22 protein-coding genes are annotated in these 23,790 nt (G+C 42.0%); 1 reads left to right on the top strand and 21 read right to left on the bottom strand.

Annotated elements, in window-relative coordinates:
- Nucleotides 1-15 precede the first annotated feature (15 nt).
- The 8 genes from D7I46_RS02320 to D7I46_RS02290 all read right to left on the bottom strand — a co-directional run bounded on the left by D7I46_RS02320 (nucleotide 16) and on the right by D7I46_RS02290 (nucleotide 9,272).
- Complete coding sequence (locus D7I46_RS02320) at nucleotides 16-756, bottom strand: Fic family protein (RefSeq protein ID WP_120771412.1); 741 nt, start codon at nucleotides 754-756, stop codon at nucleotides 16-18.
- A complete protein-coding gene (locus D7I46_RS02315) occupies nucleotides 753-2,303 on the bottom strand; it encodes a type I restriction-modification system subunit M (protein ID WP_120771411.1) in 1,551 nt (516 codons plus the stop codon). The genes D7I46_RS02320 and D7I46_RS02315 overlap by 4 nt, the downstream gene beginning before the upstream one ends.
- 109 nt (nucleotides 2,304-2,412) lie before the next feature.
- Complete coding sequence (gene clpB / locus D7I46_RS02310) at nucleotides 2,413-5,016, bottom strand: ATP-dependent chaperone ClpB (RefSeq protein ID WP_120771410.1); 2,604 nt, start codon at nucleotides 5,014-5,016, stop codon at nucleotides 2,413-2,415.
- A 487-nt stretch (nucleotides 5,017-5,503) separates the two neighbouring features.
- Nucleotides 5,504-6,982, bottom strand: a complete 1,479-nt coding sequence (gene purF, locus D7I46_RS02305; RefSeq protein WP_240424473.1) for an amidophosphoribosyltransferase — start codon at nucleotides 6,980-6,982, stop codon at nucleotides 5,504-5,506.
- Nucleotides 6,983-7,171: 189 nt separating this feature from the next.
- Nucleotides 7,172-7,378 carry a hypothetical protein gene (locus D7I46_RS02300; RefSeq protein ID WP_120771409.1) on the bottom strand — a complete coding sequence of 69 codons (207 nt, stop codon included), beginning with the start codon at nucleotides 7,376-7,378 and terminating at the stop codon, nucleotides 7,172-7,174.
- Nucleotide 7,379: 1 nt separating this feature from the next.
- Entirely contained in the window at nucleotides 7,380-7,523 is a 144-nt protein-coding gene (locus D7I46_RS13230) for a hypothetical protein (RefSeq protein ID WP_162930775.1), read from the bottom strand.
- Between the two features lie 101 nt (nucleotides 7,524-7,624).
- Nucleotides 7,625-7,756 (bottom strand): hypothetical protein, encoded by a 132-nt coding sequence (locus D7I46_RS13630; protein WP_276117011.1) that lies wholly within the window; start codon nucleotides 7,754-7,756, stop codon nucleotides 7,625-7,627.
- Nucleotides 7,757-7,847: 91 nt separating this feature from the next.
- On the bottom strand, nucleotides 7,848-9,272 hold the full coding sequence (locus D7I46_RS02290; protein WP_240424471.1) for an MDR family MFS transporter: 1,425 nt from the start codon (nucleotides 9,270-9,272) through the stop codon (nucleotides 7,848-7,850).
- 106 nt (nucleotides 9,273-9,378) lie between these two features.
- On the opposite strand from D7I46_RS02290, the gene D7I46_RS02285 reads away from it, so the two are divergent.
- Nucleotides 9,379-9,912 carry a TetR/AcrR family transcriptional regulator gene (locus D7I46_RS02285; RefSeq protein ID WP_120771408.1) on the top strand — a complete coding sequence of 178 codons (534 nt, stop codon included), beginning with the start codon at nucleotides 9,379-9,381 and terminating at the stop codon, nucleotides 9,910-9,912.
- Nucleotides 9,913-10,265: 353 nt separating this feature from the next.
- Here D7I46_RS02285 and D7I46_RS02280 read toward each other — a convergent pair whose 3' ends face one another.
- The 13 genes from D7I46_RS02280 to D7I46_RS02220 all read right to left on the bottom strand — a co-directional run bounded on the left by D7I46_RS02280 (nucleotide 10,266) and on the right by D7I46_RS02220 (nucleotide 23,783).
- Nucleotides 10,266-11,117, bottom strand: a complete 852-nt coding sequence (locus D7I46_RS02280; protein ID WP_120771407.1) for an oxidoreductase — start codon at nucleotides 11,115-11,117, stop codon at nucleotides 10,266-10,268.
- A gap of 75 nt (nucleotides 11,118-11,192) precedes the next feature.
- On the bottom strand, nucleotides 11,193-11,564 hold the full coding sequence (locus D7I46_RS02275) for a MerR family transcriptional regulator (RefSeq protein ID WP_120771406.1): 372 nt from the start codon (nucleotides 11,562-11,564) through the stop codon (nucleotides 11,193-11,195).
- The gene (locus D7I46_RS02270; RefSeq protein WP_120771405.1) at nucleotides 11,561-13,042 is read right to left on the bottom strand and encodes a DHA2 family efflux MFS transporter permease subunit; all 1,482 of its coding nucleotides are present in this window, start codon (nucleotides 13,040-13,042) and stop codon (nucleotides 11,561-11,563) included. The genes D7I46_RS02275 and D7I46_RS02270 overlap by 4 nt, the downstream gene beginning before the upstream one ends.
- A 1-nt stretch (nucleotide 13,043) precedes the next feature.
- Nucleotides 13,044-13,439 carry a MarR family winged helix-turn-helix transcriptional regulator gene (locus D7I46_RS02265; RefSeq protein ID WP_162930817.1) on the bottom strand — a complete coding sequence of 132 codons (396 nt, stop codon included), beginning with the start codon at nucleotides 13,437-13,439 and terminating at the stop codon, nucleotides 13,044-13,046.
- 328 nt (nucleotides 13,440-13,767) lie between these two features.
- Nucleotides 13,768-15,981, bottom strand: coding sequence for a phosphoribosylformylglycinamidine synthase subunit PurL (purL, locus tag D7I46_RS02260; RefSeq protein ID WP_120771403.1), 2,214 nt, complete (start codon nucleotides 15,979-15,981; stop codon nucleotides 13,768-13,770).
- On the bottom strand, nucleotides 15,981-16,667 hold the full coding sequence (gene purQ, locus D7I46_RS02255; RefSeq protein ID WP_120771402.1) for a phosphoribosylformylglycinamidine synthase subunit PurQ: 687 nt from the start codon (nucleotides 16,665-16,667) through the stop codon (nucleotides 15,981-15,983). Before purQ ends, purL begins: the two co-directional genes overlap by 1 nt.
- Nucleotides 16,664-16,909 (bottom strand): phosphoribosylformylglycinamidine synthase subunit PurS, encoded by a 246-nt coding sequence (gene purS, locus D7I46_RS02250; protein WP_120771401.1) that lies wholly within the window; start codon nucleotides 16,907-16,909, stop codon nucleotides 16,664-16,666. The genes purQ and purS overlap by 4 nt, the downstream gene beginning before the upstream one ends.
- 17 nt (nucleotides 16,910-16,926) lie before the next feature.
- The gene (purC, locus tag D7I46_RS02245) at nucleotides 16,927-17,637 is read right to left on the bottom strand and encodes a phosphoribosylaminoimidazolesuccinocarboxamide synthase (protein ID WP_120771400.1); all 711 of its coding nucleotides are present in this window, start codon (nucleotides 17,635-17,637) and stop codon (nucleotides 16,927-16,929) included.
- 142 nt (nucleotides 17,638-17,779) lie between these two features.
- Nucleotides 17,780-19,774: an alpha-glucuronidase gene (locus D7I46_RS02240; RefSeq protein WP_120771399.1), complete on the bottom strand. Its 1,995-nt coding sequence runs from the start codon at nucleotides 19,772-19,774 to the stop codon at nucleotides 17,780-17,782.
- Nucleotides 19,775-19,813: 39 nt separating this feature from the next.
- Nucleotides 19,814-20,512, bottom strand: a complete 699-nt coding sequence (locus D7I46_RS02235; RefSeq protein ID WP_120771398.1) for a hypothetical protein — start codon at nucleotides 20,510-20,512, stop codon at nucleotides 19,814-19,816.
- A gap of 5 nt (nucleotides 20,513-20,517) precedes the next feature.
- Complete coding sequence (locus D7I46_RS02230) at nucleotides 20,518-21,402, bottom strand: carbohydrate ABC transporter permease (RefSeq protein WP_120771397.1); 885 nt, start codon at nucleotides 21,400-21,402, stop codon at nucleotides 20,518-20,520.
- Nucleotides 21,402-22,292 carry a carbohydrate ABC transporter permease gene (locus tag D7I46_RS02225; RefSeq protein ID WP_120771396.1) on the bottom strand — a complete coding sequence of 297 codons (891 nt, stop codon included), beginning with the start codon at nucleotides 22,290-22,292 and terminating at the stop codon, nucleotides 21,402-21,404. Before D7I46_RS02225 ends, D7I46_RS02230 begins: the two co-directional genes overlap by 1 nt.
- Before the next feature lie 156 nt (nucleotides 22,293-22,448).
- Nucleotides 22,449-23,783, bottom strand: a complete 1,335-nt coding sequence (locus tag D7I46_RS02220) for an ABC transporter substrate-binding protein (protein ID WP_120771395.1) — start codon at nucleotides 23,781-23,783, stop codon at nucleotides 22,449-22,451.
- Nucleotides 23,784-23,790: the final 7 nt, after the last annotated feature.

Below are 23,790 nucleotides of genomic sequence, written 5' to 3'. Positions count from 1 at the left end.
TCCAGACTCCAAATACTAAGGATTTCTCAATAACCCAATCTCTGGATAAAAATACCCCACCCACTCTTTATAAACATCTTGCGCCGCCAAACAAGTCTCAATCAAATAACCCGATTGAGTCGCAAACTCACGCAAACCACGATAGTAAAATAACTTTTTATCATTATCAATCACAAAAGGCACAATGTCGTGCTTCAAACATTCCCGAAAAAGAATCAAACGTCCAACACGACCATTCCCATCTTGGAAAGGGTGAATCCGCTCAAAATACTCATGAAAAGCGATTAAATCATTAAAAATAACTGCTGGTTTTACCAGATAATCCTCAAGAAGGTTTGAAATATCTTTATCAACATTTTCTGGCAGACTAGTTTTAATATCACCGACCTCATTAGGAATTTTCTTCCAGTCGCCCACATTAAAATAAGCTTTGTGACTATCACTTGTACCTTCTTTTAGGATTTGATGAAACGTTTTGATGATTTCCTTGCTCAAATCTTGGTCAATCGTGTCAAGTAGATAATCAAAAGCCCGAAAATGATTGCTGGTTTCGATAATGTCATCGACTGGCAGACCGTCCGCATCAAAACCAACCGTCTTTGTCTCAAAGACATAACGCGTCTGTTCTTCGGTCAGCTTACTGCCCTCAATACGGTTGGAATTGTAAGTCAAGCTGACTTGCGTTTTGTGATAGAGTCCACCTTTAAGCCCATTTTTTCGTTCCTCTAGTATTTTCTCTAAAATCTGATTTTTCATTTTGTCAGCTCCTTGACAATCTCATCAATCTCAGCTCGCAATTTATCAATTTTCTCAACAGTCGTCTTGATATCTTGATTAAGCACGTCAATATCAATCTTTTCCGTCAAATCCTCAGCTTCCACATAGCTTGAAACAGAGAGATTATAGTTATTTTCGACAATCGCATCAAATTTGACAGCTTTTGAGAAATAGTCCAACTCTTCTTTTTTATCAAAATGAGTAAGGATCTTATCAATATTATCAGTCGTTAGAATGTTATTATTCGTTTCTTTTTTGAACGCTTTGCTGGCATCAATAAAAAATGTATCAGTATTCGACTTATTCTTTGCCAAAATCAAGATACAAGTCGCAATACTTGTCCCAAAGAAAAGATTAGCCGGCAACTGAATAACAGCTTCTACAAAATTATTGTCAATCAAATATTTTCGAATTTTCTGCTCGGCACCGCCACGATAAAATATTCCTGGGAAAGTGACAATAGCCGCACGTCCTTTGGCTGACAAATAACTTAAAGCATGCATGATAAAGGCAAAATCAGCTTTTGATTTGGGTGCTAAAACACCTGCTGGACTAAAACGGTCATCATTAATTAAAGTTGGATTATCTGAACCAATCCATTTGATGGAGTACGGCGGATTAGAGACAATCGCATCAAAGGGCTTATCATCATTGTGTAGCGGATTGATAAGCGTATCCCCACGTTTAATATCAAATTTATCATAGTTGATGTTATGCAAAAACATATTCATGCGTGCAAGGTTATAGGTAGTCATATTGATTTCTTGACCAAAGAATCCTTCTTCGATGATATGCTCTGAAAATTGCTTTCTCGCTTGGAGCAAAAGAGAGCCTGAACCACAGGCTGGGTCATAGATTTTGTTAATTTTATTGTTCTCGTCTTTACCTAGCATGACGATTTTAGCTAGTAGTGCTGAGACAGATTGCGGTGTGAAAAATTCGCCGCCTGATTTACCTGCATTTGAGGCATAGTTTGAAATCAAAAATTCATAAGCATCCCCGAAAAGGTCGATTTGATTATCTTCAAAGCGACCAAAGTTCAGTTGATTGATTCCTTCAAGGACATCGGCTAAACGTTTATTCTTCTCTGCAACCGTATTTCCTAAGCGATTACTCGTCGTATCCAAATCATCAAACAAACCCTTAATATCATTTTCAGAAGCATAGCCAATCGCACTTGATTCAATGGCGGTGAAAATTGCTTTGAGGTCTGTATTCAAATCAGCATTTTCACGCGCAGTCTTCACAACATTTGAAAAAAGTTGACTGGGTGCAATGTAATAACCCTTCGTTTTTACTGCATCATCAATAATCTCAGGGGTGATTGCTTCATCTGGGTAATCCGCATAATGAACTTCTGGGTCGCCCGCTTCTATATAATTTTGAAAGTTTTCACTGATAAAACGGTAGAACAAAATCCCTAGAATATACTGCTTAAAGTCCCACCCGTCCACAGCGCCACGAACTTGGTCAGCAATAGACCAGATATTTCGTTGTAGTTCTTGTCTTTGATTTTGTGCTGTCATATTTTTCTCCAGATTTCTTATACTGCCTCTTATTTTACCATTTTCTCAACTAATAATCAGCTTGAAAATAAACGAAAAACCGCCAGCATCAGCTAACGGTTTAGTCTATTTATTCAGCAGTCGTTTGAATTGCAAAATCAATCTTGTTATCTTCGAGATTTACCACAACTTTTGCCTTCGGCAAAATCTTTCCCCCAACAATCAATTTCGCCAGCGGATTTTCAATGACTTTTGTCAGATAACGTTTCAGCGGACGCGCACCATAGGCAGGTTCGTAGGCATTTTCAGCAATCCAAGTTTTGACTTCGTCCGTCAATTCAAGGGTCACTTCCATTTCTTCCAAACGCTTCACAAGCAAACTTGTCATTTTGACAATGATATTCTTGATATTTTCAAGCGACAAAGGCTTAAAGAGAATGGTATCATCAATCCGATTGAGAAATTCGGGTTTGAAATGTAAACGGAGTTGTCCGAGGACATTTTCAATCGTTTCTTCTGAAATTTTACCATTTTCGTCCACATTATCCAGCAGATATTGCGAACCAACATTTGACGTCATGATGAGGACTGTATTTTTAAAATCGACCAAGACACCTTTGGAGTCCGTCAAACGTCCATCGTCCAAGACCTGCAATAGGATATTGAACACATCAGGATGCGCCTTTTCAATCTCATCAAGCAGGATAATCGTGTAAGGATTGCGCCGCACAGCTTCGGTCAGTTGACCCCCTTCATCGTAGCCGACATAGCCTGGAGGGGCGCCGACTAAGCGAGAAACGCTGTGCTTTTCCATGTATTCACTCATGTCAATCCGCACCATGTGTTCCTCAGAGTCAAATAGATTTTCAGCCAGAGCCTTCGCCAGCTCCGTTTTACCCACCCCAGTCGGACCAAGGAAGAGGAAGGAACCAAGCGGACGATTAGGGTCTTGAATCCCCGCACGCGCACGGATAATCGCATCAGATACTGCCTCAACGGCTTCATCCTGACCAACCACACGCTCATGCAAAGTTTCAGGCAGATGAAGCAGTTTTTCACGTTCCCCCTCAACCAGTTTGGTAATGGGAATACCTGTCATGCGCCCGACCACTTCGGCAATTTGCTCCTCTGTGACCGACTCTTGGACAAGCGTCAAATCATCAGATTTCGCCTGTTCTTCAAGTCCCTTGAGCGTTTTTTCAATTTCAGGAATTTTGCCATAGCGCAGAGCGGCTGCTTTTTCGAGATTGCCATCATTTTGCGCTTCGTCCAGATCATGACGTGCCTTTTCTAACTCATTTCGCTTTTCAGAAATCTTGCTAACTTCCTTTTTCTCTGCTTCCCATTGGCTTTTAAGCTGGTTATTTTCCTCACGAAGTTCAGCGATTTCGGCATGTAAGATTTCCAGCCGTTTTTTAGACGCATCATCGCGTTCTTTTTTGAGTGCTGCTTCTTCGATTTCAAGCTGCATCAGACGGCGATTGGCTTGGTCAAGCTCAGTTGGCAAGGAATTCATTTCCACCCGAATGGTCGCACAAGCTTCGTCAACGAGGTCAATGGCTTTGTCAGGTAAAAAGCGGTCAGTGATATAGCGATTGGATAGCGTTGCAGCTGCCACGAGCGCATTATCATGAATGGTCACACCATGATGAATTTCAAAGCGCTCTTTCAGCCCTCGCAAGATAGAAATCGTATCTTCAACTGTCGGCTCTGTCACCAAAACCTTTTGAAAACGCCGTTCCAATGCCTTATCCGTTTCCATGTATTTGCGGTATTCGTCCAAAGTCGTCGCGCCAATCAAATGTAGCTCACCACGCGCCAACATTGGTTTGAGCAGATTTCCCGCATCCATCGAACCTTCAGTCTTGCCTGCGCCCACAATCGTGTGCAACTCATCAATGAACAAAATAATTTGTCCGTCAGACTTTTTGACCTCGTTCAGCACCGCTTTCAAACGTTCCTCAAACTCACCCCGATATTTCGCACCCGCAATCAACGCGCCAATATCTAGCGAGAAAATCGTCTTGTCTTTCAGATTTTCAGGAACGTCTTTGCGCACAATTCGCTGTGCCAAGCCCTCGACAATCGCCGTTTTACCAACACCCGGCTCACCGATAAGCACCGGATTATTTTTTGTTTTCCGAGAAAGGACGCGAATCACATCACGAATCTCCTCATCACGCCCAATCACAGGGTCTTGCTTGCCTGATTTGACTTGCGCCACAAGGTCAACCCCGTATTTTTCCAGCGCCTTGTAAGTTTCTTCTGCATTTTGACTCGTCACTTTATCACCTCCACGTAAATTTTTCACGGCTTCATCAGCCTTTTGCTTGCTCGCTCCATGCGCCATCAGATATTGGGTCAATGGGTTTTGCTTCAACTCAAAAAGCGCCAGCAAAACAATCTCTGTTGAGAGATATTCATCGCCCATTTTCTTAGCAATCTGATCCGCTTCATTCAAAAGTTTGAACAAGTCTTGACTCAACCCTTGCCCATAGCTGACCGAGCCGCCCTCTACTGACGGAATCTTATCAATTTCTTGCTCAATCATTGAGGTAAATTCATCAAGATTAATCCCCAAATCCTTATAAAAATTTGCGCCAAAACTATTTGGTTGCACAAAAATCCGCCACAAATGCGGAATCTCAATCGCCTGCTGATGCCGTGTCTGCGCAATTTGCTGCGCCGCTGCAAGACTTTCTTGCATTGTTGTTGTCATTTTTTCGATGTCCATAATCAAGATGTGAGCCCGCCCTAGGGTCTTAGCGCTTTAGCGCTTAGACTTCAGGGACAGCAGAAATCTGATAACCTAGTTGTCAGATTTTCGTTGACTGCTCAGAGACGTAGAAAATTAGGGAAATGTGGTTCTGACACCTCGTGTCAGATTCCATTTCATCTATTTTCCTAGTCTCTAGGAGGGCGAACTCAATTCCTTTCCATGAAAATTCATATTCTTTTTAGGTAGTGATTTTAACTTTTTTCTCACTACATTCTTATTATAACTCATTGGTCAGTATTGGTCAAACTTTTTGATTATAAAAAATACTGACCGTTTTGTCAGCATTTTCTATACGCCAAACGCATGATTTAATTGATGATGGAGTTTACAATTTGCATATGGATGGGACGGTTCATGGGAAAAATGCTATACTTGAGAAAGTTATTTGACAAAATTTTGGAAGCATTATAAAAATCAGATTCGTTTGAACCTGATTTTTGTGTTATCTCGCTTCATTCTTCGCTAAACTCTCCAAATATTCCTCCTCATAATCATAAAGTGGCGTAGGATATTTCCCATCAAAATAAGCGAGGGTGAGTTTGTCGTGTCCGATGGCTTCGACGAGGCCGTCTTGGCTGAGGTAGGTCAGGCTGTCGGCGCCGATGAGGTCGCGGATTTCGTCGGTGGTGTGGGTGGCTGCGATGAGTTCGTCGCGGTCTTGGATGTCGATGCCGTAAAAGCAGGGATATTTGAGGGCGGGGCTGGCGATGGCGACGTGGACTTCGGCTGCGCCTGCGTCTTTGAGGAGGCGGACGATGCGCTTGCTGGTCGTGCCACGGACGATGCTGTCGTCAACCATGATGACGCGCTTACCCTCAACGACGCCACGGACGGCGCTGAGTTTCATGCGCACACCTTGCTCGCGGAGTTCTTGGGTAGGTTGAATAAAGGTTCTAGCGACGTATTGGTTTTTGATAAGTCCCATTTCGTAGGGCAGACCACTTTCCTCGGCGTATCCGCTGGCTGCGCTGAGGGAAGAATTGGGTACACCGATGACGATGTCTGCGTCAATATGCGCTTCGCGGGCAAGAATGCGTCCGCTGCGTTTTCTGGCGGTATGGACATTGACCCCATGGATGGTGCTGTCTGGGCGGGCAAAATAGATGTATTCCATGCTGCAGATCGTGAGGTTGGTGCTGTCAGTGAACTGATCAACGTGAATGCCGTTGTCGTCAATTTCGATGATTTCGCCTGGCTCCACGTCTTGAATCCATGTTGCGCCGACGACATCAAAGGCGCAGGTTTCTGAGGCAACGACGATTGCACCATTGCTCATTTTTCCAATGGAAAGCGGGCGGAAGCCGTTCGGGTCAAGCGCAGCGAGAATGCTGTGTTCGGTCATGATGAGGTAGGCAAAGCCGCCATGCACGGTGTTCAGCGCTTCTTTGACTTTACCCATGAACTCTGGGTGGTGGCTGCGGCGAATGAGGTGCATGAGGATTTCGGTGTCGGAGTTGGAGCTAAAAATCGCACCATCGCGCTCTAGCTCACAGCGCAACGACTGCGCATTAGTCAGATTGCCATTGTGCGCCAATCCAAGTCCACCATCGTGAAAATCAAAATGAAAAGGCTGGATATTGTTGATGTCAGCCGAGCCTGCGGTGGCGTAGCGGACGTGTCCAATCGCTGACGAACCTGTCAGTGCTGACAGGTCTTTTTCGTCTTTGAAAACCTCTGTGACCAGTCCTAAACCACGGTGGCGATTGAGTTTTCCGTTGTCATTGACTAAAATTCCTGCACCTTCTTGTCCACGATGTTGCAGGGCATGGAGGCCAAAATAAGTCAGTCGGGCAGCATCTGGATGTCCCCAAACGCCGAAGAGGCCGCATTCTTCGTTGAGGTGGGAGCGCTCGTCATCGGGGTGCGTTTGCCACCAATTTTTTCTTACGTGGGTGGGATTGGTTTTTATTTTGTCAGCCATTGGTTACTTTTCCTCGTCAATTTCTTTGTTTATAGCTTTATTTTAGCTGGATTGTCTGGAAATATAAAGCCCTGAGCGGAGTTTTTCAGTTTTATGGAAAAGATTGTTCGGAAAAAACAGTTTTTGTCATCTGTCAGTATGCTGACAGAAATAAAATGAACTGACAAATTACTCTGTCAGTCCATTTTTCTAATCTTCGTAATAAGAGCGTGTCTCCGTAACCTTGCCACTCTTATATTTTACTTTTGATGCTTTGATGGTCTGGTGCGTTGTGCCATCAGTATGCATCATTTTTTGAATGCGCTTATCGTTTTTGATTTCGTCAGAATAGGTCGCTTTGTCGCCATTTTCCGAAAGCGCATCGCCCACGGATGCGATGATGTCAAATAGTCCCATGTCAATCTCCGTTCATCGCATCAATCCCGCACTGGATGAGAAAATCCGTACAGTTTTCGCAGTAGCCGTCTTCTAACTCATCTTCCCAAAATTCGCCGCCGCATTCTTCGCAGATGGCTTTGCCCTCTTCAAGTATTTCGCTCACAATGTTGCCTCCAATGTTGGTTTGACAAATTTTGTCAAACCTGATGTACGTAGTATATCAGCGATTTTTGAGCAGCCATTGTACGGAAAATTGGCAATCTGCTATTCCCAATAAGCTTCATCGCCAAAATCAAGGTGCTGCGCGTCTTCTTTGTAAGTCTCAAACTCATCAAGTGCCGCTTCAAAAACTTGCTTGGTGAGCTGATAAGCGTCCTTGCCCATGAGATAGTGCATGGGTGGATTGTCCAGCTCAGCCACTTTGATGAAAGCCTTTGCGGCGAGCGCTGGACTGCCTGCTTGCGTACCGAAGTAGTATAAATTCTATTTAATATTCTGGTGCTTCTGCTTCGCCAGCAGCGATTTTGACCATTTCTTCTGAGAGTGGTTTTTCTTTCATGAAGATGGCGAGAATAAAAGAGATTGCCATGAGCGGCAGCACCCAGAGAAATGTGACAGAGAATCCGTGCGCCAAATGTGCTGGAAGCTGGCTGTTGTCCGTCGCATTTGCCAAAATAGCAGCAAAAATAACGGAGCTAAATGAGCCACCAAGACTCTTAAAGAAATTGAGCGCACCTGTGGCTGCCCCGATATGCTGAAAAGGTACGGCATTTTGCCCCGCAACAGTGACGGTTTGAATCATTGCCCCTTGTCCAAGACCGCTGATAAAGAGTGCGACTACGACATACCAGACATTGGTATGAGACCCCAGCATTCCCATCATCACCGCACTGATGGCAATCAGCGCACTCGCAAAAATAGGGAGAATTTTATAACGCCCTGTGCGTGTGATAAATTCCCCAAGTGATGCTGAGGCGACAATCACCCCAATCATCAGCGGAATCACGGTTGCGCCTGCGCGACTTGCAGAATAACCACGTAGCATTTGGAAATACATCGGCGTAAAAAGCATGAAAACAAACATCGTTGCTGAAACCAAGAAAAATTGAATCGTAGAAATCGTAAAAATATTGGATTTGAAAAAAGTCAGTGGTGTAATCGGTGATTTGACCTGTCTTTCGATCAAGATAAAGGCTGCGAGCATGACGGCAGCTGTCGCAAATAAACCGATACTTTGTCCTGAAGCCCATGTCCACCTGCTACCTCCAAGACTGAGATTGAGTAAGAGCGTCGCTGTCGCAATCGAAATCACGAGGGCGCCCCAGATGTCAATCTTGCCTGAAAGTTGACGTTTTTCAAGATGAAGCGCACTGGCGATAAAAGCGAGTGCCACGATGCCAATCGGCAAATTGATGAAGAAAATCCAATGCCAGCTGAGTTGGTCTGTAATAAAACCGCCCAAGAATGGTCCTGCAACCAGTGCAACAGAGGGAACCAACCCAATCAAACCTTGATAGCGTGAGCGTTCGAGCGGTGGGACAAGGTCGCCGACCACTGCCATACAAAGCGTAGCGAGACCGCCGCCACCAATACCTTGAAAAGCACGGCTGGCAATGAGCAACCACATATTGCCTGAAAGTCCACACAAAAGCGAGCCCATCAAAAAAATACTCAGCGAAACTTGAAGCATGAGCTTGCGCCCAATGCTATCACCAAGTTTGCCAAAAATCAGCGTTGTAACGGCGCTTGTAATCAAGTAAGCCGTCGTCACCCATGTGACTTGATTAGCATCGCCAAGTGCTTTGCCGATTGAGCTTAGACTTGCCGCCACGACCGTTTGGTCAAGCGTCGAGATAAAGAGCACCAGCATGAGGGGCACCATGAGCAGGCGCATATTGTTGTGTTTTTCCATTGTGAAATGACCTGATTTCCTTTTAGTAACTCAGTTACCTTTTACAAATAAGATTATACTCGGTTACTTTTTATTTGTCAACAATAAAGTTACTGAGTTACCAAAAATGTGTTATAATCAATTTATGAGCTTAAGAGAAGAAAAGAAAAAAGCCAAGCGGCTTGAAATTATAGAAAATGCGCTGCGCCTTTTTGAAGAAAAGGGCTTTGATGGCGTAACCACCGAGGAAATTGCGGCAGCCTCAGCGATTGCCAAAAAGACCCTGTTTCAATATTTTCCGAGCAAGGATGATATTATTTTTAATGATGAAACCGTTCTCCTGGATTTGATTGCATCTTGGCTGAGGGCAAATCCTGACAAGGTTTGGGAAGGCTATCCTGACTTTATCCGTCAATGTATCGCTGACGATGACGACCCGAAAAACTTTTTCACTCTCCCAAAAATCATTGACGAGACCCCACACTTGCGGCTGCGTCTCCTCAAGACATGGACGCTTTATGAGCAAAACATTACCGAGCTGCTTGTCGCGTCTGCTTATTCTGCGCTTGACGCGCGTATTTTGGCGAATAAAATGGTGCTGATTTTGCGACTGCTTTTTGAGGGTTCTTTTTCGGTGGAGGATGTTTTGAGTCGTGTTTGATTAGATGTAAACTACAAATATACTGCCTTGTGTACGAAAGAGAAAAGCTTCGCTTTTCTTATCCGCAACTTCAACGCAGTGCGTTGAACGCAGGAAGTGGTTTGCGTGCAACGCAAAGGTTGTCACTTCGCGTTGTCGCTTTGCCCTGCCAGCGTTTGCTTTAGCGGGCAGCTGGAATAGACACGTAGTAGCGACTTACAGCGAATGGACATGCGCAGCTAACTTCTAATGCTTTTTTAGAAATTAAACAGTATGAAAAGCGCTTGGTTGAGCGCTTTTTCTTATTCTCCTACCAACTCCAAAATCTCCAACAAATCGGAAATCTCATTTATTGCGTTTATTGTTCAGAAATTTTATTGCTTCCAATAAGCTTCATCGCCAAAATCAAGGTGCTGCGCGTCTTCTTTGTAAGTCTCAAACTCATCAAGCGCCGCTTCAAAAACTTGCTTGGTGAGCTGATAAGCGCCCTTGCCCATGAGATAGTGCATGGGTGGATTGTCCAGCTCAGCCACTTTGATGAAAGCCTTTGCGGCGAGTGCTGGACTTCCTGCTTGCGTACCGGAATAGCTGTTCAGGCGGTCAAGCGTCTTGTGCGCCGCCGCATAATCCGTAATCTCAGCGGGACTGCTTTCTTTCGAGCGTCCTGCCCAATCCGTGCGAAATGAGCCAGGCTCAATGTTCGTCACAAAAATTCCCAAGGGCTCAACTTCTTTACGCAATGTTTGGAAAAGCCCTTCCATCGCAAACTTTGTCGCATGATAGTAGGCAAGCGTTTCCGTCGTTGTCAGTCCGCCACGGCTGACGGTGTTGAGGATACGTCCTGATTTTTGCTTGCGCATATAAGGCAAAACAGCGAGTGTCATGTCATTTGCGCCCCAAAAATTCGTGTCCATCATGCGCCTGACGGCAGCTTGGTCTGATTCTTCCATGACACCGAAATAGCCAAAGCCTGCATTATTGACCAAAACGTCAATCCGACCAAATTTTTCAATCGTGGCAGCGACTGCGGCACTGATGGAAGCTTTATCAGTCACATCAAGCCTGGTTTTGAGGACGTTTTCACCATCTGACAAGTCTGTCAGTGCTGACAGCTGACGTGCGGTGGCGACTACTTTGTAATTGCGCACAATCAATTCTTCGACAAGCGCGCGTCCGAAGCCTGTTGAAGCGCCTGTTACGAGCCATACTTTATCATTGTTTTTCATTTTTGAAATCTCCATTTCTTAGTTGATGACTTCATTATAAACCTTGGAGTGCGCTCTAATGCAAGTAAAAAGTTTCTATTTTGACTGTTCTCCAAGCAGCTTGACATTTTTATAATACACGCCAATCTTCCAGTCCAGATAATCTAAGGCATCTGTCAAATTTGACAGCCGTTCTCTTGCCGCTTTTGCCTCTACAATCAACATTTCGCGCTGTTCGTCGTCATGATTTTCTGTGTCGTCAAGCAGCGCGCAATATTTTCTCAGAAAGTCAATGCCACAGCCCGCCGCACGCATCTTGCTAATGAAAGTCAAGCGTTCCACATTTTGCGGAATAAAGTCACGATAGCCACTGCTATTTCGTGGGATTTTGATGAGATTTTCTTTTTCGTAATAACGGATTGTGTCGGGGTTTAGACCTGTTTTTCCAGCGATTTGTTTGATGTTCATTCTTTAAATTTCTCCTGATTCTTCAAAAAAAGCGTAAAAACAACACCAATCGCGCCGAGCACCACCGCCAGCAAAAAACTTGCGGAATAACCTTTTATCGTGGCATTGATGAATTTGGTGAGGTAGAGGGCGAGATTTTCGACTTTCAAGTGCGCTGACGGAAGATGGTCTTTCGACACTTTGGTCGTCACGCTCGTAAAGACGGCAACAATCAGCGCTGACGCGACTTGCTTGAGCGTGTTACTCAGAGCGGAGGCGTGCGTCATTTCACTCGGCCTGACCGCATCCATCACGGCGCTCATCATCGGCATCATGACAGCGGCAATACTGACAGCACGAATGGCATAAAAGAAGATTATCCAGCTGTGAGGTGTGCTACTGCTGACAAAAACAAAGGGAACGGTCGCAAGTGTCAGGGCACTGAAACCGCAGATGGACAGGATTTTTCCACCGATTTTGTCATAAATACCACCAAAAACAGGCATAGCAACAGTCATAATCAAAGTCCCAGGAAGTAAAGTCAAACCTGAACCCAGCGCGCTCAGTCCACGAATTTCTTGCAAATAGACGGGCAAAATAATTTCCACACCCATCATCGCCATCGTCACAAAAGCCAATATCAGCGCGGCAAGTGAAAACTGCTTATTTGTCAGTAAACGTAAATCCAAGAATGGAGCTGTCATTTTTAACTGTCGTAGACTAAAAATGACAAGCAAAATCAGTCCTGACAGCGTTGGTAGCAAGACAGTGTCAAATTTGATCCAGCCGTCAGCACCAGCATTCGTCAATCCATACAAAAATAGCCCAAAACCTGCAACGGTCAAAATTAAAGACAGAATGTCCAATTTGACAGTCTTATTTTTCAGAACATCGCGCATGATAAATGGTGCTAAAAGTAGACAAATGCCGATGATGACCGTTGGCACAATGAAAATCGAACGCCAAGAATCACTCAAAGTCAACCCTAAAAAGCTGTGATTTTTATGCAACACCCAACCTGCAAATGTTGGTCCCAAAGCAGGCGAAACCGCAAGTGACAGCCCTGCAATCGCCATCGCCTGACCACGCTTTTCTTCGGGAAAAATCTCCGCAAAAATTACCATCTGTAAGGTAATAATCACACCAACGCCCAGCGACTGAATCACACGCCCCACGATGAAGAACAGATAATTGCTGCTCGGTGCAGTAATTGCCACGATGCCGCCCAAAAACAGTACCGCAAGCGAGAAAAGATACAAAATTTTCGTCGGAACACGTGTCCCTAAATAAGCCGTGACGGGAATCATGATGCCATTGCCTAGCAAAAACCAAGTTGAAGCCTGCTGCGCGGTCGAGAGCGAGATGTTGAAATCACGCATGAGGGTTGGTACCGCTGTTGCCAGCATGGTCGCGTTCAAGTCTCCCGCAAAGGTCGCCACCAAAACCAATAGCGCCAAAGTCCAAAGAGAATAGACTTTCCCGTGAATATCTTTTGCCATCTCAGTCCTCCCAGTCCAAGCTTTGCCGCTCGGTAATCGTCAGATAGCGACTCATTAGCACGATAAATTGCTCCGCATCGTCTTGCCCCATTTCTTCCAATACATTTGAGATGCGAGTGAGTGCTTTCTCTTTTTCTTGCAAAGCCGTCTGATTGCCCAGCGTAGTAACGCTGACCTGAACTTTGCGACGATCCTTGACATCCGTTTTGCGGACGATATATCCCTTTTTTTCCAGCGTATTCAAGATTTTCGCCACGCGTGTTGGACTAGTGTGCGTTGCCTCAGCGATTTCGCTAGGAAAAATCGTCTGTCCAAATGCCCTCGCCAAATGCACCAACACCAACATTTCACCATGTGCATACAAGTTGAAGCTCTCCACAGCTTCTGACTGGTTCACCGCCTTGACAATATCCGTAAAACGCTCCGCTTGTTCTCTTGTCATTTTTTATTTTCCTTTTGATATAATTGACAGTATCAATTATATCTCTTAACGATTATTTTTGTCAAGGGGAACGCGAGTTAGAGTGGAATTTTGATATTTGTCAGTGTACTGATAGTTTTATCACGCATGAACCTTTTTCAATCTTAAATCGCTATGTGACATTTCTCACACTTATTTGTGAAATAAATAGTATGTCTAGCTGTAAATGTTTTATTCATAAAAGTTTCATATCAGTCCTCTCAACAAAAAAGACGCAAAATTTTGATTCGCGTCTTTTCAGATCTCATTTCATCAACTCAGGTAAAGCATTTTCATAAATAGCAAGCGCGTCGTCGCTACTAACAGAAATATCGTTAATATTCAAAACAGCACTATCAGTAACCTCACCAATTCTGTCAAAGATGACCGAACTGTCAGCAGCCAATTTCTCAAAATCAGCAGTCTTGTCAGCACTGATAGATAGGATAAAGCGCCCTTGTGTTTCACTGAAGAGCTGTGCATCAGTACCGTCAAATTTGACAGCCATACCTAAATTACCTGCAAAAGCTGATTCAGCCAGTGCAATCGCAAGCCCACCCTCTGACAAATCGTGTGCAGACTGCACCAGACCAGACTTGATTGCGGTCAGTACCAAATCTTGATTACGTTTTTCAGCGTCGAGATCAAAATCAATCGTTCCGCTGATTTCACCTGTCAGCATTTTTTGTAACTCAGACCCTGCAAAATCATCATCAGTCGTCCCAATCAGATAAATCACATCGCCAGCCACCTTGAAATCCTGTGTCGTGATATGGTCAGTATCCTCAATCAATCCAACCATACCAATCATCGGTGTTGGCAAAATCGCAGAACCATTCGTTTCATTGTAGAGCGATACATTACCCGAAATGACAGGTGTATCAAGTGCCAAACAGGCGCGAGAAATACCGTCAGCCGCGGTCGTCAGCTCCCAGAATTGCTCAGGTTTTTCAGGATTACCAAAGTTGAGACAGTCCGTGATGGCAAGCGGTTTGCCGCCAGAAGCCACGATATTACGCGCTGCCTCAGCGACTGCAATCGCACCGCCCTTTTCAGGGTCAAGATAGAGATAACGTGCGTTACAGTCAGTCGTCATTGCGAGTGCCTTCTTTGTCCCACGCACTCGCAAAACAGCAGCATCAGAGCCAGGTGCGACAACAGTATTGGTCATGACACGGCTGTCATAAGTCTCATAAATACTGCGTTTGCTGGCAATCGTTGGTTGAGCAAGCAATTTTTTAAAGATTTTAGTAGCGTCAGAAATGACAGGCATATATTTCGCTTCGTCAGCAAATCTCGCAATCCGTGCAGGCACTTTTGCTTCTCGGTAATAGACAGGCGCATCCTCGGCAAGACTGTCAACAGGCACGTGTGCCACCAGTTGCCCCTTGTGGTACAAAGTATAGTAGCCATCGTTTGTCACTTTGCCAATATTGACAGCATCAAGGTCATATTTCTTGAATAAATCCACGATTTCCTGCTCATGCCCTTTTTTGACACAAAGCACCATACGCTCTTGGCTTTCAGACAACATCATCTCATAAGGAATCATGCCTATTTCACGCTGCGGCACGTCATCAAGATTCAGTCGTAAGCCAGAGCCAGCCTTTGAAGCCATTTCGGAAGTCGATGAAACCAATCCAGCCGCACCCATATCCTGAATGCCGACCAAAATATCACCGTGTTTTTGAATCACTTCAATACAAGCTTCTAGCAGCAATTTTTCCATAAATGGATCGCCGACCTGTACTGCAGAACGCTGTGTTTCAGAGCCAGAACCAAATTCTTTCGAGGCAAATGAAGCCCCATGAATGCCATCACGACCTGTTTTCGCACCGACATAAAAGACGCTGTTGCCGACTCCTTTCGCCTGTCCCTTTTGAATGTCTTTCTGGTCAATCAAACCCACGCAAAGCACATTGACTAGCGGATTTCCAGTATAAGACTCATCAAAAGCCACCTCGCCACCAACCGTTGGAATCCCGATACAGTTGCCGTAGCCCGCAATCCCTGCCACGACTTGATCCACGATATGTCTCGTATGTGCATTATCAATCTGCCCAAAACGGAGACTGTCTAAAATCGCAATCGGACGCGCCCCCATTGAGAAAATATCACGAATAATTCCACCAGAGCCAGTCGCAGCACCCTCGTAAGGCTCAACATAAGAGGGATGATTGTGACTCTCCGCTTTGAAAACAACGGCCTGACCATCGCCGATATCGACCACGCCAGCCCCCTCACCAGGTCCCATCAGCACCTGCGGACCAGTCGTTGGAAACTTCCTCAGTACTGGCTTCGAGTTCTTGTAGCAGCAATGCTCGCTCCACATCACGGCGTACATCCCCGTCTCCGTAAAGTTCGGCAGCCGCCCACCCAAAATCTCATCTTTGATTTTCAGATATTCCTCGTCCGTCAAACCCCATTCACGATAAATCTTTGTCTCACGGATTTGCTCAGGTGATAATTCAACAGTCATCAGGCGTTCACCTCTTCCACTTTCACAAAATTCTTCAACACACTAGCAAACAGCTTCGCACCATCACTCCCACCAAGCAAATCCTCCATCGCACGCTCTGGGTGAGGCATCATACCAAGCACATTACCCTCTTTGTTAATAATTCCTGCGATATTGTCAACCGAGCCATTCGGATTGCCGTTTTCATAAGTAAAGACAATCTGATTGTTCGCTTTCAGCTCAACAAGCGTGGCTTCGTCTGCCACATATTTCCCTTCGCCGTGGGCAATGGGCAAGTTGATGACTTCATTTTCACCGTATTCTGTTGTGAATTTTGTTTGCTTATTCAGAACATTTAAAGTTTGCCATTTGCTGACAAACTTTAAGCTGTCATTTCTAATCAGCACCCCTGGCAAAAGCCCCGCTTCAACCAAAATTTGAAAACCATTGCAAGTGCCAAAAACAGGTTTCCCCTCCGCGGCTAGACGCTTGATTTCAGGCATAATATTGGCAAAAGAAGCAATCGCTCCGCACCGCAAATAATCGCCGTAGCTAAATCCCCCAGGAATCAATACTCCATCAAAACCAGAGAGAGAGGTCTCATCATGCCAGACAAACTCTGCCTCAGCCCCCATCACATCCCGAATCGCCCAAAGCAAGTCAAAATCGCAGTTAGAGCCAGGAAATTGAATCACTGCAAATTTCATTCTTCTACCACCTCAACTCTGTATGTTTCCATATTTGGATTAGCCAAAAGCTCACTCGCCAAGGCTTCGACTTGTGTTTTCAGCTCTTCGGATGAGCCTGTTCCTTCAATTTCAAAATATTTACCGATACGGATTTGTGCGACCTTGTCATAGCCAAGTTTGCTTGCCGCCTTTTGCACTGCCTGTCCTTGAGGATCAAGAATGCTTTCTTTGTAGGTTACGTAAACTGTTGCTTTTGTCATTTTTGCTCATTCTCCTCTTATTTTGTCGCTTGTAGTTTCGCTAAAACTTCGCTATAAACCTCAATCAAATCGCCAATATTCCGACGGAAAACATCTTTATCCATATGATTTCCAGCCGCATCCCAAAGCCGTGAGGTATCAGGAGAAATCTCATCCGCAAGAATAATCGTACCGTCGGCCAAACGACCAAATTCCAACTTGAAATCTACTAAAGTCAGACCAATTTCCAACCAAATCTTTTTAAGGATTTCGTTGATTTTACGAGTTTCAGATTTCAAAAATGCAATTTCGTCATCAGTCGCAATGTTCAGAAATTTCACGTGCTCATCATTGATAAAAGGATCGTCTAAATCATCATTTTTGTAATAAAACTCAACGATTGGGGCAGGTAAAACAAATCCTTCAGAAAGTCCAAAACGTTTGGCAAACGAACCTGCTACCACATTTCTCAAGACAACTTCCAATGGAATAATCTCTACTTTTTCATTTAATTGTTCGGTTTTAGATAACTTTTTAATAAAATGAGTAGTTATACCTTCGGAATTTAATCGCTCGAAAATCAAAGAAGTAATCTGATTATTCAATGCTCCTTTACCTGCAATTTGTTCCTTACGCGCACCGTTTAATGCGGTTGCTTGGTCACAATATTCTACCCAAAGCACCTCTGAATCGTCAGTAACATAGAGTTTCTTAGCCTTACCCTCATAAAGCAAAGTTCCTTTTTCCAAAATAAGTCTCCATCCTTCCACGGAATTCTTTATGCTTCTTATTCTAGACTACCGGAACGAATAAAAAAAGTTCTAACCCATAATATTAGAACTTTTCTATTTCATTGTTCGGTTTTTTCGAACGTTCGGAAAAAATATATGTTTACTTATAAATCTGTCTTCCTTGATTATCACTTATGTCCGACATCCGATAAAAATAAGTATTCACTTGGTCACACCAATTTTGAGCATTATAAAGTTGCAAATTAAGTCGCTCCGCAACATTATTATACGTATCTTCATCAACTTCTCCACGAATACTTTGCCAAACTTCAATATAGTTTTTAACACATGATACCCCTTCAAAGTGCTGATCATAAATCGTTTGAATCAAAGTTTTTCCATTATGTAAAATATGCCTATAGTTTACGTGATGAAAAAAGAGTAAATCTTCATCGGCAATCTCCTCTAAAGACTCGAACTTTTTAGCTATACTTGATTCATAAAGACTAGTATACCCTGTTCCAGTTGCTACCGTACGGTCAACACCCACACCATTGCAATCAGCAAAATGATAAGCTCCCCAGCGATCGTATTCGTAACCATTAATCGCTGGACCATAATGATAATGCGGTACCATCATGCTCCCCACAGATAAAGGAGCATTATAAAGTTCATAGGTCCGATTTGAGCTGATAAGAATCGTGAATATTTTCTTCTGTGTGATAGCACTTATTTCTGTGAAAGTTAAGTTTAACCACTCATCCAATATTTGCTCTGCACTTAAATTATTATCCCAGCACATCCGACCAAAACCATAAAAATTAGCTTGAGCCAATTTATTTCCGCACCAGTTTTCATCCATCCCAACATTACTAATCGCGACAAAACCTGAGTTGTTCGGAACAGGTGAATTATCTCTTACAGTATCTTTTGCTTGTCCATAATTACTAAAATGAATCATAGATAACCACTGTGGAACAGAATAATTTAAATCAATTTGATGTCCTAAGTACTCTGCGGTAATCTGAAATTCCATTAATTGATTCGTCTTTTTCAACGCACCAAACAAAGGCATTAATGGTTCACGTACCCCAAAATCAATGGGTCCAAATTTAATCTGTAAGATTACATTCTCTGCAAATTTACCATCAAGTGGCATAAAATTCTCATAGGCAGCTTTTGCACGATCACTTTTACGATTTCTCCAGTCAGTTTGCGAATTATAAACAAAAGTTCGCCAAATCACTAATCCTTGATAGGGTTGAAAAGCCTCTGCTAACATATTGGCCCCCTCTGCATGATTTCTACCATATTGATAAGGACCAGGCTCACCTTCAGAGTCAGCTTTTACTACAAAACCGCCAAAATCAGGAATCACTTGATAAATATGTGAAATAACCTTCGTCCACCAAAGACGAACTTCACGCTCTAGAGGGTCAGAACTTGATAATTTGCCGATTAATTTGGGTGCAGCCCAGTTTACTGCTAGGAAAGTCTTAATTCCAAAACTGGAAAATATCTTTGCGATCTCACTTACCTTTTCAATATAAGGAGAAACAATCAGACTCGTTCCTAATCCTCTAACGTTAACATTATTTAAAGAAATAGCATTAATTCCGATAGAAGCAAGAAAGCGACCATACATTTCTAAACGGGTAAAGTCATTACGAAAAATATCTGTTCCAATATCTTTTACTTCAAAAGACCCCTTATCTGTATTATCATTACTTCCAAATCTTCCAAAGAAAATTGACTCCCCAGCATAACCTCGTTCAATCGTACCATCTACTTGATCCCAATGATTAATCATACGCAATGCTTGCTGTGGTGCAGATGTTTCTTCTAAAGGTAATTTTATTAATTTTCTTCTCAAATAAGCATAAAATCCATAAAGCACTCCTTTTGAGGAAGTTCCCCGAATTTGTTGTCCTTTTATCCGATAAGCCTCCAAGTTTTTATCAAGCTTATTGTCAATCTCTAACTTAATAGTAGCCAGCTCCTGTTTTGTGGTTAATTTTAATCCCAACCAATTCACTATCTCACTACGTAAGCGTAAAGTAATGCTATCTTCCTCATCAAAGTTACAATAAAATACTTCGTCCTTCAAAGTATCTTTTATCTTTGATGAATTTAACCACATTTCATCAACTCCCATAATCCCTACCTTCCATTTTATAAAAAATTTACTTCGATCTTATTTTTCTATTTGTTCAAAATAAAGTCGAACAGAAAATCGTCGTTTCAGGTTAAGACAAATCATATAATTAATCGCTCCTCCTAAAAATAAAAGGTAAGCTAACGAAAATCTTTGCAACGCAAAAACTACAATTATAATCCAAATCATATTGACCACTGTTACGAGTGGCAGCTTATAACTTACAAGCAACATAGAAAAAAATTTTTGTCCCATAGAAATCTGACTTGCTCTCTCATCACTTGAAAGAAGAAAAACAAAGAACATACCACTTGCCAGAAAACTAGCTGTGATTAATAAAGGAATGAGTAATAAGCCCCTTTGTGCCATCCAAAGCACTTTTACTTCAAAAATGATAAATGAGGTGAGAAAAGTATAAAACAGAAAAATTTTCCAATTATCCTTAATCATTTTGTGGTAATATTTCCGATAACGTCCAAATGATATTTCGTTTTCTTTCTTTCCTCCTTGCTCTATCATCTTAAACTGTGTAGCCAAACTCACATAAAATAAAAAAATGGGGATGATAAACAAGGGAAAATTATTCAAAGTGAGTTGAAAAACAAATAACATAGCAATAAATAATAAGTTAGATAAAACAAAATATAAATTTTGTACGATTAATTTATAAAACCAATTAACTCCAAGAACGGTCCAATCTGTGATGATGTCAAAATTCCAATTAAAATTCTTTTTCATTTGAATTAACCCTTTATTCCTGAAGAAGTAACCCCTTCAACGAAATACCTTTGTGCACTAAAGAATAAAATAATTGCAGGAAGTAACGAGATAACTGACATTGCAAAAATTTGATTCCAAGGTACAACTCCTGATGAAGTATCTGTGTTTAACTGTAACGCAATAGAAACGGGATATTTCTCAGGAGATGTAATATAAATCAAAGGTCCCAAGAAATCACTAAAACTCCATACAAACTGGAAGATTACACAAGACATAATCGCTGGTTTGAGAGATGGAAGTAAAATTCGCCATAGAATCCCAAATGAACCACATCCATCAATTGTCGCCGCTTCATCAAAATCCTTAGGGATTGAACGGATAAATTGAATCATTAAAAATACAAAGAAAGGCTGCTGCGCTAAAGCCGCTGGTATGATTAATGGTGCATAAGAGTCAAGCAGTCCCACATGTTTAAATAAGAGATAGAGTGGAATTTGCGTTACAACTGCTGGTAAAAACATTGTTGCCATTAAAAGAGCAAAAAATATTTTCTTAAATGGAAATTCAAAACGAGCAAAACCATATCCTACAATCGTTGCTGAAAGTGCTGTAAAAACTACTTTAGGAATAACATATAAAAATGTATTGATATAATAGGTCGTAAAAGTATTGGTACCAGCACCTGGTGATGTCCACCCTTTAATATAAGGAGTAAAATCAATCCTTCTTGGAATGAAGCTAACTTGTGTAAAAATTTCAGCATTAGTCTTGAAAGTTGCACCAATTAGCCATAATAAAGGATAAATCATAATAATAGCAAAGAAAGTCAAAATCACATATCTTGAAATATTACCCAAACGTTGCCGAGTTTTTATTTTTGTATGGTATCCACCTGTAATTTTTTCCATTAGTCATTACCTCCATCAGAATAGTAAACCCAAAATCTTTGAGTAGCAAACAAAATAATTGTAATGCTTACAATAATCGCAAATAAAACCCAACTTGCTGCACTCGCATAGCCCATATTGTATCGTTGAAAGGCTTGTTGATAAATGAATAGTGATGCTAAATTTGTAGTTTGTAGCGGACCACCTTGCGTTACCAGATAAGGACCATTAAACTCTTGGAAAGCATTACTGATTTGCATCACCAAATTGAAGAAAATAGAAGGTGTAATCAACGGAATTGTAATTTTAAAAAATTGTTGAAGTTTGCTTGCACCTTCAAGACTTGCTACCTCATATAAATCTGGTGGTAAATTTTTTAAAGCGGCTAAAAAAATCAGCATAGATGAACCAAATTGCCAAACTTTCAATAATACAATGCTAAACATTGCACCTGCCGTTGTTGATAACCAGTCCACAGAATGGATACCGAATGTACCAAGAAAAGTATTCACAAGTCCCGTTGGATTAAACATAAAACGCCAAAGAATTCCAACCGCGACATTTCCCCCAAGAATTGACGGGATGTAATAGGCTGTACGGAAAAATGAAATTCCTTTGATTTTAAAATTTAGTACAAAGGCGACAAATAACGCAAAAACTAGCTGCAGAGGTACTGAAAAAATAACATAGATGATTGTAGCTCTCAGTGAAACGGTAAAACTATTCGGATTTACAAGCGATGATTGAAAAAGACTCATATAATTTTTTAAACCGATAAAACTTGGTGTAGTAATCATATTATAATCTGTCAACGAATAATAGAAAGACATGATAATTGGCCAAATTGTCAAAACCAAAAATCCGATAATCCAGGGTGCAATATAAAGTAATCCAATCTTATGATTTTTCATGGAATTCCTTTCTTTAATTTTAATGATAGCAGAGTGATGAATTGCTCAGTATCATTGAATCTTTCTAGATTTAATAGCACTGAGCAATCCAACTCTCATTGGATTGCTTAAAAATCCTAGTGAAAAGCCTTAGGAGTGACTTTTCTCTGGTCTTTTTTACTTAGTAAGTTTGTACTGTACCGCTAATTTAGCTGCTTGAGCTTTTGTTTGAGTGTAAATATTTTTAGCGGCAGTTTTTACATCTTGTTTACCTAACTCTACAGCCTGAGCTTGTTGAGTCCAGATTTGAGTCAATGTACCATCTTCATAGAAAGGTGTTTCATTCATTGTCTTAACATTTAAGCCTGCTTCATATGCGGATTTTGCAAAACCGGTTAATTGTCCATTATCCGTGAGCGCTTTTACGGCTGATTTTGATGCAGGAACGCCACGAGTGGTTCCCAAAATTTGATTCGCTTTCTTTCCATTGAGAAAATCATTCAAATATTTTCCAGCTTGCTCTGGATTCTTTTCATCTTTCTTAATTGCAAGTAAAAGTGAGGGTTTAGAGAGGATATTCGCTCCTTTTGCATTATCAATGACTGGATATGGAACAATCTCCATATCATCTCCCTTAGCAGCAAGCGCATCATGGTCAGCTTGTAGCCCTGCATTCCAACCTACACCACCTGCATAATTACCATTGAGTTCCATTTTATTATTTGCTAAGCTGACTGGGTCTGAACCAACATTTGCAATATAGTTATCTGCTGGAACCATTACTCCAGCTTTTACCAAGCCGTAATACCAAGAAACAGCTTGTTCAATGTCATTTTCTGACCAATTAAGATTACCCTTAGCATCAAATTCTGTTTTTCCTGTAAGTTGTTGGAGATAGATTGTCGGCATAAAATTCCAAGTTGGAGAGCATAATGGGTAATAACCTTTAGGGAATTTTTTAGCAGCATCAATATAATCTTGCCAAGTATGCAATTTTGAAACATCTACACCAAATTTTTCATAAACTGTTTTGTTAACCCACATTACCATTACATTTTGACCATAGGGAACTGCAACTTGTTTACCATCAACTTGACCAAATTTCAAGAAACTAGCATCATAATTATCTTTTAGATTAAGACTTTTGATTTTACTTAAATCATAAAATCCTCCATTTTGACCGTACATTGGCACCCAATTGTAAAGCAAAGTCAAAACATCAGCTGATGTTCCCCCTGCATATTGAGTAGCAAAAACTTGATCTAAATTTCCGAATCCTGTTGGACGACCTTTTACAGTAATATTAGGATTGTTTTTTTGAAAATTATCAATTTGTTTTTGAGTCGCGGTGTTACGGTCTGCTGACCCCCACCACCAAAAGCTTAGATTTGCTTTTGCATTTGATTTGCTTGCTGAGGCACTGTTGCCACACGCTGCAAGTGTGGCTACTGCAAGTAATGCTGTCCCTCCGAGAGCGACTTTTTTCCAATTTTGTTTGAGGTTAAATTTCATTTGGTTT

The organism is Lactococcus allomyrinae (genome assembly GCF_003627095.1).
In the GTDB taxonomy this organism is placed as follows: Bacteria; Bacillota; Bacilli; order Lactobacillales; family Streptococcaceae; genus Lactococcus; species Lactococcus allomyrinae.
This window is presented reverse-complemented; position numbering and strand designations above follow the sequence as displayed.